This window comes from Oecophyllibacter saccharovorans, from assembly GCF_006542375.1.
Lineage (GTDB): Bacteria > Pseudomonadota > Alphaproteobacteria > Acetobacterales > Acetobacteraceae > Oecophyllibacter > Oecophyllibacter saccharovorans.
On the sequence record NZ_CP038143.1, the window covers coordinates 946,823 to 962,835 of the forward strand.

The 16,013-nt window shown below is 61.3% G+C and carries 14 protein-coding genes, 1 tRNA gene and 1 riboswitch; of the genes, 12 read left to right on the forward strand and 3 right to left on the reverse strand.

The window, feature by feature from the left end; translation table 11 throughout:
* The first annotated feature begins 14 nt into the window (after positions 1-14).
* From ilvC to E3E11_RS04140, 8 genes are all read left to right on the forward strand, one after another.
* A complete protein-coding gene (gene ilvC, locus E3E11_RS04105; RefSeq protein ID WP_141451296.1) occupies positions 15-1,067 on the forward strand; it encodes a ketol-acid reductoisomerase in 1,053 nt (350 codons plus the stop codon).
* A 112-nt stretch (positions 1,068-1,179) separates the two neighbouring features.
* Positions 1,180-1,854: a LysE family translocator gene (locus tag E3E11_RS04110; protein WP_141451297.1), complete on the forward strand. Its 675-nt coding sequence runs from the start codon at positions 1,180-1,182 to the stop codon at positions 1,852-1,854.
* Positions 1,855-1,960: 106 nt separating this feature from the next.
* The gene (gene panB / locus E3E11_RS04115) at positions 1,961-2,812 is read left to right on the forward strand and encodes a 3-methyl-2-oxobutanoate hydroxymethyltransferase (RefSeq protein ID WP_141451298.1); all 852 of its coding nucleotides are present in this window, start codon (positions 1,961-1,963) and stop codon (positions 2,810-2,812) included.
* 40 nt (positions 2,813-2,852) lie between these two features.
* Positions 2,853-2,974: riboswitch (glycine riboswitch) on the forward strand.
* A 140-nt stretch (positions 2,975-3,114) separates the two neighbouring features.
* The gene (gene gcvT, locus E3E11_RS04120; RefSeq protein ID WP_141451299.1) at positions 3,115-4,281 is read left to right on the forward strand and encodes a glycine cleavage system aminomethyltransferase GcvT; all 1,167 of its coding nucleotides are present in this window, start codon (positions 3,115-3,117) and stop codon (positions 4,279-4,281) included.
* Positions 4,282-4,347: 66 nt separating this feature from the next.
* On the forward strand, positions 4,348-4,713 hold the full coding sequence (gcvH, locus tag E3E11_RS04125) for a glycine cleavage system protein GcvH (RefSeq protein WP_141451300.1): 366 nt from the start codon (positions 4,348-4,350) through the stop codon (positions 4,711-4,713).
* A gap of 71 nt (positions 4,714-4,784) precedes the next feature.
* Positions 4,785-7,823 carry an aminomethyl-transferring glycine dehydrogenase gene (gcvP, locus tag E3E11_RS04130; RefSeq protein WP_141451301.1) on the forward strand — a complete coding sequence of 1,013 codons (3,039 nt, stop codon included), beginning with the start codon at positions 4,785-4,787 and terminating at the stop codon, positions 7,821-7,823.
* 206 nt (positions 7,824-8,029) lie between these two features.
* On the forward strand, positions 8,030-8,332 hold the full coding sequence (locus E3E11_RS04135) for a putative quinol monooxygenase (RefSeq protein ID WP_141451302.1): 303 nt from the start codon (positions 8,030-8,032) through the stop codon (positions 8,330-8,332).
* Between the two features lie 97 nt (positions 8,333-8,429).
* Positions 8,430-9,401, forward strand: coding sequence for an ROK family protein (locus E3E11_RS04140; protein WP_141451303.1), 972 nt, complete (start codon positions 8,430-8,432; stop codon positions 9,399-9,401).
* A 151-nt stretch (positions 9,402-9,552) separates the two neighbouring features.
* On the opposite strand, the gene glnA is transcribed toward E3E11_RS04140, so the two are convergent.
* Positions 9,553-11,052 (reverse strand): type I glutamate--ammonia ligase, encoded by a 1,500-nt coding sequence (gene glnA, locus E3E11_RS04145; protein ID WP_141451304.1) that lies wholly within the window; start codon positions 11,050-11,052, stop codon positions 9,553-9,555.
* 325 nt (positions 11,053-11,377) lie between these two features.
* Here glnA and tldD point away from each other — a divergent pair, with 325 nt between their 5' ends.
* Positions 11,378-12,856, forward strand: a complete 1,479-nt coding sequence (gene tldD / locus E3E11_RS04150) for a metalloprotease TldD (RefSeq protein ID WP_141452125.1) — start codon at positions 11,378-11,380, stop codon at positions 12,854-12,856.
* A gap of 33 nt (positions 12,857-12,889) precedes the next feature.
* Here the strand turns inward: tldD and E3E11_RS04155 are convergent, their stop codons facing one another.
* Positions 12,890-13,207, reverse strand: a complete 318-nt coding sequence (locus E3E11_RS04155) for a YggT family protein (protein ID WP_231119002.1) — start codon at positions 13,205-13,207, stop codon at positions 12,890-12,892.
* A gap of 212 nt (positions 13,208-13,419) precedes the next feature.
* Between E3E11_RS04155 and E3E11_RS04160 the strand changes: the two genes are divergently transcribed.
* Both E3E11_RS04160 and E3E11_RS04165 read left to right on the forward strand, forming a co-directional pair.
* Positions 13,420-13,495 (forward strand) — tRNA-Ala (locus tag E3E11_RS04160).
* A gap of 210 nt (positions 13,496-13,705) precedes the next feature.
* Entirely contained in the window at positions 13,706-14,233 is a 528-nt protein-coding gene (locus E3E11_RS04165; protein ID WP_141451305.1) for a hypothetical protein, read from the forward strand.
* Here E3E11_RS04165 and E3E11_RS04170 read toward each other — a convergent pair.
* Complete coding sequence (locus tag E3E11_RS04170; protein ID WP_141451306.1) at positions 14,220-14,771, reverse strand: hypothetical protein; 552 nt, start codon at positions 14,769-14,771, stop codon at positions 14,220-14,222. The genes E3E11_RS04165 and E3E11_RS04170 overlap by 14 nt on opposite strands.
* Between E3E11_RS04170 and E3E11_RS04175 the strand changes: the two genes are divergently transcribed.
* Positions 14,730-15,902, forward strand: coding sequence for a hypothetical protein (locus E3E11_RS04175; protein WP_141451307.1), 1,173 nt, complete (start codon positions 14,730-14,732; stop codon positions 15,900-15,902). The two genes, E3E11_RS04170 and E3E11_RS04175, sit on opposite strands and share 42 nt — an antisense overlap.
* Positions 15,903-16,013 lie beyond the last annotated feature (111 nt).

A 16,013-nucleotide genomic window follows, 5' to 3' on the forward strand; every position in this document is an offset into this window, starting at 1 on the left:
GAACAGTGAATTCCATGCGCGTTTATTATGATCGGGATGCGGACGTGTCTCTCATCTGCACTCGCCGCGTGGCGGTCATCGGCTATGGCAGCCAGGGGGCAGCGCAGGCTACAAACCTGCGCGACAGCGGTGTGACTGAAATGGTGATCGGCCTGCGCCCGGGCTCGCCGAGTGCGGAACGGGCGCGGGCTGACGGTTTTGAGGTCGTCACGCCTGAGGAAGCGGCGCAATGGGCGGATGTGGTGATGGTGATGACGCCTGATGAAGGCCACGGGACGCTTTACCGTGACGTGCTGGCCCCCCGGCTCAGGCAGGGTGCGGCACTCGGCTTCGCTCACGGTCTGGCAGTTCATTACGGTCTGATCGAGCCCAGGGCGGATCTGGACGTGTTTCTGATCGGACCGAAGGGGCCAGGAACGGCAGTCCGGCAGGAATATCTCAAGGGCGGCGGGGTGATGGCGCTGGTGGCGGTGGCCCAGAATGCCAGCGGGCAGGCGCTGGAGCTGGCTCTTGCCTACGCTGCCGCCAACGGGATGGGCCGTGCCGGCATTATCGAGACCACCTTTCGCGAAGAGACGGAAACGGATCTTTTCGGCGAGCAGGCTGTGCTGTGCGGAGGCGCGATGGAGCTAGTGAAAGCGGGGTTTGAAACGCTCGTGGAAGCCGGATATGCGCCTGAAATGGCTTATCTGGAATGCGTGCATGAGCTGAAACTGGTGGTGGATCTCCTTTATGCCGGCGGCCTGCCTCATGCCAGCGGCACGATTTCCAACACGGCGGAATACGGCGCTTATGTCTCCGGTCCACGCGTCATCACCGATGCGGCGCGGCAGGGTATGAAAGATGTGCTGGCTGATATCCAGAACGGCACTTTCGTGCGCAATTTCCTGCTGGAGACCCAGTCAGGCTCAGTCGGCATGAAAGCCGCCCGTCGCCGCGACCGCGCACAGCTGATGGAGCAGGTCGGCAGCAGGTTGCGGCGCATGATTCCAGGCCTGGATGCTGCGCAGGCGGACCCGCAGACTGAACCATCTGCGGGCTCTGTCAGCCCCGGAGCCGGTGACTGAGGTTCCGTTGTTCCGTGCGGTGCTGGCCTTTTGGGGCAGCAGAGTTTAGGCAGGGCGGAAGACCGGGGTTGTTGCGCCTGTCACACGCAGGTTCTTTTCAGTGGGTACGCAAGTGTTTTCGCCTATTTTCTCCTCCCTGACCGCTTACCTGCTGACTTCCTTTCTTCTTACTCTCACGCCGGGGCCGGATGCGCTGCTGATCATGCGCACTTCCATCACCGGCGGGCGCAGGAAAGGTCTGGGGGTCGTATGCGGTATCGCTTCCGCCTGGCTGCTGTGGGGGCTGGCCGCCATGGGAGGGTTGAGTGCGCTGGTCGTGGTATCGAAGACGGGTTTTCAGCTCCTCAAATGGATCGGCGTGCTTTACCTGGTCTGGCTGGCGCTCAGAATGCTTTTCAACAGCGCCCAGACCGCCCCGATGCTCAATCTTGAAAGTGAGGCACTGACCGGTGCCGGAAGCCCGGGCCCTGAGCCCGCTTCAGGGTTCTGGGCCAGCTGGCGTCAGGGGTTGCTGGCGACGCTGACCAATCCTTTTGTCGGGCTGATGGTCTGCGCTTTCTTTCCGCAGTTCATTCCACCCGGCAGCCATGTCGCGGCATTCACCCTTCTGCTGACATTACTGCAGATGGCTGTCGCTCTGGTGGTTTTCGGCAGTCTGGTTTTGCTGACCGTGCCCCTGGGCCGCTTTCTGACGCGCCCCTCGGTTGCCCGTGCGTTCGACTGGATGACCGGCCTGCTCCTGCTGGCTTTCAGCGTCAAGCTGGCTCTGGCCACCGTTCCCCGCTAGGACGCTCCAGAAAACATCATGAAATAATCAAAGACAGTTTCAGCCCGGAACACTGCTGCCCCGGCGCGGCAGGTGAGCGGGTCTCTGACAGAAGGATTCCAGTCCCATGCGCCGCAACACCATAAGCGACATCCGGAAAATGAAGGAGGCCGGCGAGCCCATCGCCATGCTGACCGTCTATGACTACGCCTCGGCCCTGATTGCCGAGCGTGCGGGATTGCCGATCCTGCTGGTGGGGGATTCGCTCGGCATGGTCATGCACGGTCATGACACCACGCTTCCCGTGCGCGTGCGCGACATGATCGCCCATGCCCGCATGGTCATGCAGGGAAGCCGCAAGGCCCTGGTGGTGGTGGACATGCCCTTCCTGAGTTACGGCACCGTGGAGGAGGCGCTGCGCAATGCCCGCCGTCTCATGCAGGAAGGCGGCGGACAGGCGCTGAAGCTGGAAGGAGGGGCGGAAATCGCTCCCATCGTCAGACGGCTGACCGAGATGGGCGTGCCCGTCATGGGCCATCTCGGCCTTACCCCCCAGTCCCAGCACCAGCTGGGCCTGCGCGTGCAGGCGCGTGACGAGGCTGCCGCTCGCAAGCTGCTTGCCGATGCGCGCGCCCTGCAGGAGGCTGGGGCCTTTGCCGTGGTGCTGGAGGTGATCCCCCAGGAGCTGGCAGAATTGGTAAGCCGGGAGCTCAGCATTCCTACAATCGGTATCGGCGCCGGGGTGGGGTGTGACGGGCAGGTGCAGGTATGGCACGACCTTCTGGGTCTTTTTGAGCACAAACCCCCCCGTCATGCCCGCCGTTACGCTGAAATCGGCGCAGAGATGGAAAAAGCCGTGCGCCATTATGCCGAGGATGTCGCGGCACGGCGTTTCCCCACAGCTGCCCAGAGTGCTTCCATGACGCCGGAAGTGCTGGAAAAGATCGAAAAAGATCTCAAAGACGACCTGAAAGGCTGAAAGCGACCGGTTGTCAGGGGCGCCCGATGATGCCAGAAAGAATTTCGTTACGGGAGAGATCAGTTCCGGTGCCGTGGTGGACAATTCGCCGGGCAGAAGGTGACTGACGCCGAAGGAGCAACCGCCCCGGAATCTCTCAGGCAGAAGAACCGTGACAGAAACTGATTTCTGGAGAGTGGCGCCCAGCCTGGCGCCCGCCGACGGGATAACGATCTCAGGCGGAAGGACAGAAGGGGCGGCCGGTCGGAAAATCATCCGGCGTGGCCTGCCTTCCTGTCTCGTCTAGTGGGAGAACACGCCTGATGTCCGGTACGCTGCAGTCAGGTTCAGAAACATCCGGTCCGCCCCTCCTGAAAACGCCTCTTCATGACCTGCATGTCTCGCTGGGTGCACGCATGGTGCCGTTCGCGGGTTATGCCATGCCTGTCCAGTATACCGGCGTGCTGGAAGAACACCGCCACACCCGCGCCAAGGCCGGCCTGTTTGACGTTTCGCATATGGGCCAGATCCGACTGCGCCCGCGCGCAGGCCATACGCCGCAGGAAGTCGCCCTGGCCTTCGAATCCCTAGTGCCGATCAATGTGGCGGACCTGGCCGAGCAGCGCCAACGCTACGCCTTTCTGACTGACGAGGCAGGCGGCATTCTGGATGATCTCATGGTCGCGCGCACGGGTGACGGTCTGCTCATCGTTGCCAATGCAGGCTGCAAGGAGGCGGATGCCGAGCGCATCGAGCAAGCGGCGGGCGATGTTTTTGAGGTGGAGCGGCAATTCGACCGCGCCCTTCTGGCCCTGCAGGGATCGGCGGCCGAAACGGTGCTGGCTGAACTCTTTCCGTCTGTGACGGACATGAAATTCATGGATTTCCGGGAGGTGACCTGGAAGGGAGCGCCCGTCACGATCTCGCGCTCCGGCTACACCGGTGAAGACGGCTTTGAGATCGGGCTGCCGGCTGAACGGGCCGAAGAGCTGGCCCGGCAGCTGCTCGCGCATCCTGAAGTGGCGCCGATCGGCCTGGGTGCGCGCGATTCCCTGCGCCTTGAAGCCGGGCTCTGTCTTTACGGCCATGACATCGAGCCGACCACCAGCCCTGTCGAAGCGGGGCTGCAATGGGCCATTCAGAAGACCCGCCGCCCCGGCGGTGCGCGGGCTGGTGGCTATCCCGGCGCTGAGGTGATCGGTCGCCAGCTCGTGGAGGGTGTGGCCCGCCAGCGTGTCGGACTGCGCCCGCAGGGGCGTGCGCCGGTGCGTGAAGGCGTGGAGCTTTTTGCCGACGAGCAGGGAAAGAGAAAAATCGGCTGCGTCACTTCAGGCACGTTTGCCCCCAGCCTCAACGCGCCTGTTGCCATGGGCTATGTCGAAACGGGCTGTGAGGCGCCGGGCACGCGGATCTATGCCGGCTTGCGGGGGCGCTACGTACCTGTGGAGATCTGCGCCCTGCCTTTCGTTCCGACCCGGTTCAAGCGCTGAAGCCGGCGCTCGGTTTTACCGGTTTTTATTCGTTATTCGTATTGAAGCATGCTGAGGGAGGTTGCGATGAGCATACGTTATACTGAAACCCATGAATGGGTCCGCCTTGAAGGGGATGTCGCAACGGTCGGCATCACGCCCCATGCCGCTGAGGAGCTGGGCGAGGTGGTGTTCGCTGAAGGCAAGGATGAAGGGCTGGAAGTCGTGACCGGCGATGTGGTGGCCGTCGTGGAATCGGTCAAGGCCGCTTCAGACATCTACGCGCCGCTGAACGGCATTCTCACGGCTTTCAACGAGAAGCTGACCCAGGACCCCGCGCTGGTGAACAGCGATCCGGAAGGTGAAGGCTGGATCGTGCAGATGAAAGTCACCGAGCCCCAGCAATGGGAGGCACTTCTGACGCCTGAACAATACAAGGCCCGTCACGGCTGAACGGCCCTGCCTTCCTGCCCCTGCTTTCCTGACAGAAGACCTGACAGAAGAGATTTGAGAGAAGCTGCGCGATGACCTCTCCCTGGCCCGCTCATGATCGCCCCTTTTCCAGCCGTCACATCGGCCCCGACAGCGTGGACCGGCAGGCCATGCTGCAGACGCTCGGTCTGAGCTCGCTGGACGAGCTGGCAGACAGGATTGTCCCCGCTGACATCCGGATCGCGCCGGAAGCCGCTTCTCACGCCGCTTCTGTCAGCGAGGGTGTGCCTCCTGTCGGGCTGAGCGAGCAGGAGGTGCTTGCGCGCCTGCAGGCCATGGCGGCAGACAACAAGGTCATGCGTTCCATGATCGGCCTCGGCTACCATGATACCTTCATGCCGCCGGTCATCGGGCGCAATGTGTTGGAAAACCCTGCCTGGTACACGGCCTACACGCCCTATCAGCCCGAAATCAGCCAGGGGCGGCTGGAAGCGCTGCTGAATTTCCAGACTCTGGTGAGCGAGCTGACAGGGCTGGAGGTTGCCAATGCCTCCCTGCTTGATGAGGCCACGGCCTGTGCCGAAGCCATGGCGATGGCGCGCCGGGTGAGCAAGGCGAAAGGAGAGGTCTTTTTCGTTGATGAAGACATTCATCCGCAGGTTTTGTCAGTGCTGCAGACCCGTGCGCAACCGCAGGGCTGGCGCATCGTGACCGGTGTGCCGGAGCGCGACCTGCCGGCCCACGGCGTGTTCGGCGCCCTGCTGGCCTATCCGGGTTCGTCAGGTGCCGTGCGTGACCTGCGGTCGGTTATTGAAAAACTGCATGCAGCCAACGCCATTGCCGCGGTCACGAGTGACCCGCTGGCGCTGGTGATGCTGCAGTCGCCTGGCGGTATGGGGGCTGACATTGTTGTCGGCTCCATGCAGCGTTTCGGGCTGCCGATGGGTAATGGAGGGCCGCATGCGGGTTTCATGGCCACGCGTGAAGCGTTCAAGCGGCACATGCCCGGCCGCATTGTCGGTGTGTCACGCGACACGGCCGGTCGGCCGGCGCTGCGTCTGGCCCTGCAGACGCGCGAGCAGCATATCCGGCGTGAAAAGGCCACTTCCAATATCTGCACGGCCCAGGCGCTTCCGGCCATGCTGGCCGCTTTCTATGCGATGTATCACGGCCCTGAAGGCCTGCGCCGCCTGGCAGGGCGGGTGCATGCCTATGCGCGCCTGCTGCGGGAAGGGCTGAACAGGCTTGCCGCTCAGACAGGGAGTGGAATCCGTTGCCCGGAAGAAAGTTTTTTTGACACGCTGACGGTTGAGGCCGGGACACAGGGGCCCGGGATTCTGCAGCGCGCCCGCCAAGCCGGCATCAATCTGCGTGATGCCGGCGCGGGGCGCATCGGCATCAGCTGTGATGAAGCAACCACGCCTGAGGTGATCCGCACCCTGTGGCGCTGTTTCGGTGCCAGCGAAGAGCAGGTTGCCGAAATCGAGCAGGCGCTGGCCGCAGAGGGCGCCTCGGCTTCTGGCGCTTCCGATGCACAGGGGAACCGCGCCGGCCTTCCGAGAGATCTTCTGCGCCCCGAAGATGAAAGCGTGCCGGCCCATCCGGTCTTCAGCGCGTATCAGTCCGAGACCGAAATGCTGCGCTACCTGCGCCGCCTGGCGGACAGGGACCTGGCTCTGGACCGTACCATGATCCCCCTGGGATCCTGCACCATGAAGCTCAACCCTTCTGCGGCCATGCAGCCGATCACCTGGGAAGGCTGGGCGCGGATTCATCCCTATGCGCCCGAACAGCAGAAACAGGGCTACCGGGCGCTTTATGCCTGGCTGGAGAAGGCCCTGTGCCAGCTGTCAGGCTATGACGCGGTGTCCCTGCAGCCTAATTCCGGTGCGCAGGGGGAATTCGCCGGTCTCATGGCCATCCGCGCCTGGCAGCAGGCGCGCGGGGAAGGTCAGCGGGATGTCTGCCTCATCCCGGCTTCGGCGCACGGAACCAACCCTGCCTCTGCCCAGCTGGCCGGCCTGAAAGTGGCGGTCATTGCCTGTGACGCTGAAGGCAATGTCGATGTCGGGGACCTCAAGGCGAAACTGGCCCGACATGCCGGCCAGGTCGCAGCCATCATGGTGACCTATCCCTCCACTCATGGCGTGTTCGAAGCGCGGATCAGGGAGATCTGCGACCTCGTTCATGAGGCCGGCGGGCAGGTCTATCTGGACGGCGCCAATCTCAACGCGCAGGTGGGGCTGGCACGGTCGGGCCATTACGGGGCCGATGTGTCGCATTTCAACCTGCACAAGACCTTCTGCATTCCCCATGGCGGCGGGGGCCCCGGCATGGGGCCGATCGGGGTGAAAGCGCATCTCGCCCCCTACCTGCCCCAGAGTGATGCTGAAGCTATTCTCGGCGGGGGAAAGGCCCCTGGGGGCCACGCTGACCCTGCAGGGACCGGGGGCCTGGTTTCAGGCGCGCCTTACGGCTCTGCCTCCCTCCTGCCGATCTCGGCCGCCTACATGATGATGATGGGCATTGAGGGGCTGAAGCAGGCTTCGGAAGTGGCCATGCTCAATGCCAATTACATCGCCGGACGCCTGCAGGAAGCTTATCCGGTGCTCTTCCGGGGGGCTGACGGGTTTACAGCCCATGAATGCATTCTCGACCTGCGGCCTTTCAAGGAAAGTGCAGGGGTGACGGTGGATGACATTGCCAAACGCCTGGTCGATTACGGCTTCCATGCGCCGACCGTCAGCTTTCCCGTGCCCGGCACATTGATGGTGGAGCCGACGGAATCCGAGAGCAAGGCCGAGCTGGACCGTTTCTGCGACGCCATGCTGGCCATTCGTGCCGAGATTGCTGCCGTGGAACGCGGCACATGTCCGGTCACAGAAAGCCCGCTGCGCCATGCGCCACATACCGCCCTGGATATGGCCGGCGCGTGGGCGCATCCCTACAGCCGCCTGGAAGCCGGCTGGCCATTCCGCAAACAGGGGAGAAGGGGACGGGCAGGAGAGACGCAGGAGAAATACTGGCCGCCGGTCGGCCGCGTCGACAATGCCTGGGGCGACCGCAACCTGGTCTGCGCGTGTCCTGACATCTCTGCCTACGTGGCAGTGGATGAAGAGACGGGAACATGAAGCAGGGAATGTCGTGCCTGATCGGCACTGGAACACCTGCCATGCAGGAGGCGCGCAGGTCTGCATAATTCCCGCAATACCGGTCTTGCGGTCCTTTGACGGGCTGTTAAGAAATTCCTTCACGTAAATGTGCAGCCTGCAAGTGCTTGTGAGAAGTCCGGGCTTCAGGTCATGCAGGAAACTGAAAGAAAGAGGAGACCGCTCCGATGAGCGAAGCCGTCCATATCATTGCCAGCATCATCGTGCCCGCAGCCGCTGCATCTGAGGCGGCGGAGGCCTGCCGGCGCTGCATCGGTCCGTCACGTCGCGAAGAAGCGTGTCGCCGGTATGAGATCGCTCGTGATCTGGAACAGCCTGGTCATTTCGTGGCTGATGAGATCTGGGCCACGCCCGCGGCGTTTGAGGCGCATCTCGCTTCACCGCATTTTCAGGCCCTGGCGGCGGCTCTGCAGAAGCTTGGCGCTGAACTGAACATCCAGAAAGTCCAACCGCTCGAGCCGTTGGTCTGAGGGATGGGTTCGATGTCTGCAGCCTGAGCCTCCAACTTCGGATAACTGCACCGGCCTGCAGGTCAGGTCGGGTGCCCAGCAGAGAAAGTGACTGATCATGGCCGATTATCGACTTGGGATTGATTTCGGGGGAACGAAGATCGAGGTTCTCGCACTCGATCGCAGTGGCACGGAAGTGCTGCGTGAGCGGGTGCCCAACCCCGGCGTTTATGACCAGGCCGTTCTGGCAGTGCGCGATCTCGTGCAGGGCGCTGAACAGAAGATCGGCTGCGTCTCTGGGCACCGCATCACCGGCACCCAGCCTACCTCGACGCTCGGGGTCGGCATTCCGGGATCGCTGGCTCAGGAGACGGGGCTGGTGCACAACTCCAATGCCACCTGGCTGAACAACCATCCCTTCGGCCGTGATCTGGAAGCGGCGCTGGAACGGCCGGTGCGAGTGGAAAATGACGCCAATTGCTTTGCCCTCTCAGAAGCAGCCGATGGTGCGGGGGCCGGCTACAACACGGTGTTCGGGGTCATCATCGGTACCGGCATGGGCGGCGGCATCGTTGCCAACGGGCGCGTTCTGGGAGGCCGCCACGGTATTGCCGGTGAGTGGGGCCATATCCCCCTGCCCTGGGCGGAGAGTGAAGATGAGCCTATGCGGCCCTGTTTCTGCGGCAATGTCGGCTGTCAGGAGCGTTACCTCTGTGGCCCGGTGCTGGCAGAGGAATGGCACGGGCCCGGCCACCGTTCTCCCCACGGTATTGAGGAAGCTGCGCGCAATGGCGACCCGGCCGCCATCAAGGCGCTCGACCAGTATATCGAGCGGTTTGCGCGTGCCTGCGGCCAGGCGATCAATTTTCTCGACCCGGATGTCATCGTTCTGGGAGGCGGGGTGTCCAACCTGAAGACGATCTATGAGCGCCTGCCCAAGATCCTGCCCAAGCATGTTATCACATCGCCCTGCACCACCCCGGTGGTGAAGAACCGCCATGGTGACAGCTCTGGCGTGCGCGGTGCTGCCTGGCTGTGGGACCTTTCAGAAACTGGGGCTGCTGACAACAGACCTGTCGGCACTGCCTGACGGTTGAGAACTTTTTCGGGTCTGGATGCGATAACGATCTTTTACATGAAAAACCCGCCTTTCTGTCAGGAAGGCGGGTTTTTCAATGTATCTGGGCGTCTTTCCGGCCAGGGAACGATGCCAGAAACTGATACCAGGGGCCTGGCAGGGCTCAGACGGAATAATACATCTCGAACTCGACAGGGTGAGGGGCGTGTTCGAAACGGTGCACGTCCTCCCATTTGAGCTTGGCGTAACTTTTGATCTGATCTTCAGTGAAGACGCCGCCCTGCAGCAGGAAGTCGTGATCGGCTTCCAGGGCTTCCAGGGCTTCGCGCAGCGACCCGCAGACGGTCGGAATCTGCTTCAGCTCTTCAGGCGGCAGTTCATAAAGATCCTTGTCGATGGCGTCGCCCGGATGGATCTTGTTGCGGATGCCGTCCAGCCCTGCCATCAGCAAGGCGCTGAAAGCCAGGTAGGGATTGGCTGTCGGGTCCGGGAAGCGGACTTCAACCCGCTTGGCCTTCGGGCTGGTGGCATAGGGAATGCGGCAGGAAGCCGAGCGGTTGGAGGCTGAATAGGCCAGCAGCACAGGCGCTTCAAAGCCCGGAATCAGGCGCTTGTAGGAATTGGTCGAGGGATTGGTGAACGCGTTGAGCGCCTTGGCGTGCTTGATGATGCCGCCGATGTAATACAGCGCCTCTTCCGAGAGATCAGCGTATTTCTTGCCGGCAAAAGCCGGTTTGCCGTCTTTCCAGATCGACTGGTGGACGTGCATGCCCGAACCGTTGTCGCCCAGAATGGGTTTCGGCATGAAGGTGGCCGTCTTGCCATAGGAATTAGCGACATTGTGCACGCAGTATTTATAGATCTGCATGTCATCAGCCGCCTTGACGAGCGTGGCGCAACGCGTGCCGAGCTCATGCTGGCTGCGCGCCACTTCGTGATGGTGCTTTTCAACGTGCAGTCCCATCTCCCCCATCGTGGAGAGCATTTCAGCGCGCAGGTCATGCTCGCTGTCGACGGGAGGCACAGGGAAATATCCCCCTTTGCGGCCCGGGCGGTGGCCCATATTGCCTTCCGGGTAATCCCGCAGCCCGGCATCAGGGCCTTCAATGCTGTTGAGGCGGTAGGTGCTGTAATTCTCGCCCACGCCGAAGCGGGCATCGTCGAAAACGAAGAACTCCGCTTCCGGGCCGAAGAAGGCGGTATCACCGATGCCGCTGTCAGCCAGGTAGCGCTCGGCGCGCTGGGCGGTGGCGCGCGGGTCGCGGCTGTAGAGCGTGCCGGTTTTGGGGTCCACCACGTCGCAGATGAGAATGAGCTGGGGCCGGGCCGAGAACGGGTCCATGACGGCCGTTTCAGGATCAGGCAGCAGAATCATGTCGGACTCGTTGATGGAGCGCCAGCCCTGGATGGAGGAGCCATCAAACATAAAACCGTCCCGGAAGCTGTCTTCGTCGACAGTGGGGACGGTCTGGGTGGTGTGGTGCCATTTCCCTTTGGGGTCGGTAAAGCGGAGATCCACAAACTCCGCCCCGTTTTCCTGGATGAGATCGAAAACGCGTTTTATGGCGTTCTGATCCACCGGTTTCCTGGCTGCAGGAGAGGTAGTGGGGGAATCGGCAACAGATTTTTGGGGGGATGCTGAGCTTGGTCCGGTGGGTGCCATCTTCGTACGCCTCGCGTGATTGGTCGCGTGATAGGACTGCTTGCCAAACGATTAAGCGACATTTGGCAGGGTGTCGAGTGTTTCTGAAAATTGTTTCATGTGAAACATTGGCCTTCATGCCTGGTTGCAGGGCCGTTGCACCGACGCTCCAGGTCCCGGGCAGCCGCGCAACACGGAGCGGGGTGCGCGCAGTTGTGACGTCGTCTCAGAGATATGATAGGGGAGATATGATAGGGCTGAAGGTGGACTTGGCTCTTGAGAGGCGCATCAGGGCTGCAACAGCTTGCAGAAGGCAGTAGGGCGGGACGTGAAGCAGAAAGCAGAAATGTTGGAGGTTGCAGGGCAGTACTTCTTCGGCCCCCAGGCACAATGGGCGCCTGAGGAGGCCTGGCGCCTGACGGACCGTGCTCTGACCGGCATGGAGGATGGCGAGCTCTTTCTGGAATACAGGGAAGATGAATCCCTGGGTATGGAAGACGGGGTGTTGCGCCAGGCAGGCTTTACGCGTTCCTCAGGCTTCGGCCTGCGGGGCGTGTCAGGCGCGGAAACGTTCTTTGCCCAGTCCGATGCCCTGAGCCGCGACGCGCTGGAACGCGCCGCACAGGCGCTCGGCCAGCCGGAGGCCCGTCTCTCAAGCGCGGGGAAGACCGAGCCATTGCGCCAGACCGGTCCTGCCGCCCGCGAAGCCAGGCTTTACACCCCGCTGCATCCTCTGGCTGAAAGCCGGTTCAGTGACCGGGCAGCCCTGTTGGGGGAAATTGATGCCTTCACCCGCGCGCTTGACCCGCGTGTCGTGCAGGTCAATACCTCGCTGAACGTGCAATGGCAGGTCATCGAGATTCTGCGCCCTGATTTCCTGGCTTCAGCAGGGGCTGACAACGTAAGGCGCCCGTTGGTGGATATCCGCCCGCTGGTACGTCTGGACATCACGGTCATGGTGGAAAAGGATGGCAGACGTGAAAGCGGCCATGCGGGGGCTGGAGGGCGTTACGCCCTTGCGCGCCTCAGCCAGCCGGAGGCTTGGCAGTCCATGGCGCGTGAGGCGCTGCGCCAGGCGCAGGTCAAGCTGGCGGCCGTGCCGGCGCCTGCGGGAGAGATGCCGGTCGTCCTGGGGGCAGGCTGGCCCGGCATCCTGTTGCATGAAGCTGTCGGGCACGGGTTGGAAGGGGATTTCAACCGCAAGGGCACGTCTGTCTTTTCAGGCATGATCGGCCAGCGCGTGGCAGCCCCTGGCGTGACAGTCGTCGATGACGGCACCTTGCCTGAGCGGCGTGGCTCCCTGCACATGGATGATGAGGGAACGCCGAGCGGGCGCACCGTGCTGATTGAAGACGGAATTCTGAAATCCTATCTGCAGGACCGCCTGAACGCGCGCCTGACCGGAGCCGCTCTGACCGGTAACGGGCGCCGCCAGTCTTATGCCCACGCGCCGCTGCCGCGCATGACCAATACGGTGATGATGGGGGGACAGGCCTCGGAAGAGGAGATGATCCGTTCCACCGAGCGGGGGATCTACGCCGTCAATTTCGGCGGCGGTCAGGTGGACATCACTTCGGGAAAATTCGTTTTTGCCACGTCAGAGGCCTATCTGATCGAAGGCGGGAAAATCACGCGCCCCGTGCGGGGCGCCACGCTGATCGGCAGCGGACGTGATGTCATGAACGGTATCGAGATGATCGGTCCCGAGATGGCGCTTGATCCCGGCATCGGCACCTGTGGCAAGGCCGGTCAGGGAGTGCCTGTCGGCGTGGGCCAGCCGATGCTCAAGGTAGCCGGCCTGACGGTCGGTGGCAGTGCCACCTGACCGGTTCTGTTCAGTATTTGGCTCAGCTTATATTCAGCTCATATAGAGCCAGCGGACGCTGGTGCGCAGAAGATAGGGGATGAATACCTGTACCAGCAGCAACAGGATGATTGGTGACAGATCAAGCATGCCTGTATCAGGCAGAAGATTGCGGATGGGCGCCAGAAGGGGCTCAATGAAGCGCCCCAGGATTTCATAAAGGGTAACCAGAAAACGGTTGTTGCGCAGGCCGCCGAGATCAAACCCGATAACCATCGAGATGAGACAGTAGACGATAACGACCCAGCCGTAAGCTTCCAGGAGAGTGATGAGAATGCCCACTAAAGACACATAAAGACTGAAGAAGCTCAAGGCGGGACCTCATAGGCAAGCGAGCAGACAAATCAAACACGACGAACAACAGACCGCCGGCACCGGAAAAAGCGCTGATATTTCAGAGCAGGTCGGTTTCTACAGTTTTTCGGGAGCCGAAACAACAAAAGAGAGGCAGGGGCACCTGCTCCGGGTCAGGGTGCAAAGAGCTTGACATCCCTGTTACCGCGTGATGTATCAGGATCGAAGTCGGGGCTGTAGCTCAGTTGGTAGAGCGCATCGTTCGCAATGATGAGGTCAGGGGTTCGATTCCCCTCAGCTCCACCATGTTTTCCGGGCCCGAGAACGGAAAACACATATTATTTTCATAACATCATGATATTGAAGTGAGAACGGTTTCTCTCAAGGCCGTTCTTCACCCTGCCTCCTGAGGTCGTTCATCAGGGGCCAGAAGAAGCCTTGCGGGAAGGGGCTGCAGGCGGCTGCAAGGCGAAATGCGCAATTGCCGCGCTCAGAGATAAAAACGGAGAAACAATCATGAAAAACACGGTTTACGGACGTTTTCTGGGCGTCGCCCTGATGAGTGGTGTGATGGGCGCAACCGGGCTGGCCTGGGCAGATGAGAAGCCCTGCACCACTGACCTGTGCCAGGCTACCCGCAACAGCTGGCAGCAGACTAAGGGCGCTGCCAAGGACGGTTGGCATGCGACCAAAGATGCGGCCCATGACGCCGGCCATTGGACCAAGGAAACCGCCAAGAACGGTTGGCACGACACCAAAGACGCCGCGCATGATGCGGGCCATTGGACCAAAGAGACGGCCAAAGATGGCTGGCATGGCACCAAGGACGCCGCCCACGATGCCGGTCACTGGACCAAGGAGACGGCCAAGAATGGTTGGCATGGCACCAAGGACGCCGCCCACGATGCCGGTCATTGGACCAAGGAGACCGCTAAGAACGGTTGGCATGCGACCAAGAACGCAGCTCACGATGCCGGTCACTGGACCAAGGAAACTGCCAAGGAAGGCTGGCACGCGACCAAGGACCTGTTTACCGGTAAGTAAAATCGGCTAATACCGGCAGAGAAAGCCAGGTCTGTTCTGTGCCAGATCTGTTCTGTGAAGGAACGGCCTTGGCAAAGCCGGCTGGTGTTGCTTGAAGGTTTGATTGAAGAAAATGGGAGCGATTGGCATCAGCCGGTCGCTCCCATCTTTTTTGCTCTCTGAACTGAAAGAAACCAGCTGGTAATGGTGAGGCTACAGGAAAGAGAAAAGGCAGGATGACAGCACGTTGTGTAAAAGCAACGGTGCGTCTTTGAGGCTTCAGGAAAATGTTCTTTTGATGGCGTAACGCTTTGACAGGTAGAAACGCTTCGATAAAGTGAAATTCCGCCTTTTTCCTATTCTGACTCGTTGTTGAGATCCGTTCATGCCTCTTGAGACGTTTCGCTTTCGAAAAGCTTCCTTCATCCGTTCCGCTCAGGCGGTTCTGGCGTATTCCCCCTGCTCTGTGAAAACAAAGTGGGTGAAGAACATGGGTGTGAAGCAGATGATGGCCGGAATGATCAGCATGGCAGGCGTGGGGGTTGTGCCAGGCGGGCATGTTCTGCACGCCGCTCCGGCAGTGCCCATTGCGGATTGGCGTGATCCGGCCACCTGGGAGAAGGAGCATGCCGTTCAGCAGCGCGCGCAGGCGGCGGCTTCCCACAGGCAGGGGGTGTATGTTTCAGCACCCCTTCCAGGCCATCCGGTCAAACCGACAGCTCCCTCCAAGGTGAGCAAATCTCCGGCAGTTGTACCGGAGCAATGGTATACCGGTTCTCTGGCGTCGCCGTCTCCGGCCTTGCCCGAGGCAGGGCTGTGGGGGGTTGAACCTTATGTGGGAGGAATGGCGCCTCATGGCGAGTTCGACCCGCGCGGGCATTATACCAACAAGAAAGGTGACGGGCCCAACGGTTTCCAGCAGTTCACGCTGACTGAGTACTCCGTGACAAATCACGTCACCCTCTACGTTCTGCCTTCCTACACCTATACCTGGGGGAACGGTACCCATCATTCATCCGGGCTGCAGATCAACGATTTTCCTATGGAGGTGAAATACAGGATCGGGCCCAATTATTCTCCGTCCCTGACGATCTCGATCGGTGCCAATGCCCCGGTGGGACGTTATTCCAACCTGCACAATGCTCAGGAAGGGGTGGGAACAGGCGCCTGGATCGCGCGTTTCGGGGTGGAAACGCAGCTGGTTTTTCCGTTTTTCAACCATCAGCAGCGCATCCGTGGCTGGGCGATGGAGCGTGAGCCTTTCACTTCCACCAGCATCCGCAATGCCTCGGTCTATAACGGGATGAGCAATCCCTTCAATGGTGGCAGCTGGAAAGGATTTCGTGGCACAGGCCATCCCGGCGCCTTCGGCAATGAAGGGGTCTCGTGGGAAGGTGGCTTGACGCGTGGCTGGCTTCTGGCGCTTGACCTGTATCATACGTGGTCGGCCGGCACGCAGTATGGCGGACGGTTTACAGGTGACATGGCGCGGCTGCGCAGCCTGGGGTTGCCGACCGGGCATGTTCATTCCCACAAGACCCCTTGGTCCGGCGCCTTCCGCGTGGCCCCTGCGATTGAATATAACTGGAGCGGCTCCTGGGGCGCGATTGCCGGGTGTGACATCCCGGTTGTCGGCCATAACACTTCAGCGGCGCTTACCCCTGAAGCTGCGGTTTTCTACGTTTTCTGAACCGGATTTCCAACGGGTTTCCGTCGCAGCCCTTGCGTAATTGCCTTTGCATGCCACACTGCCTGTCAGTCATCCTTTCAGGCAGTGGCGGGGTCTTTCCAACAGGCTGCC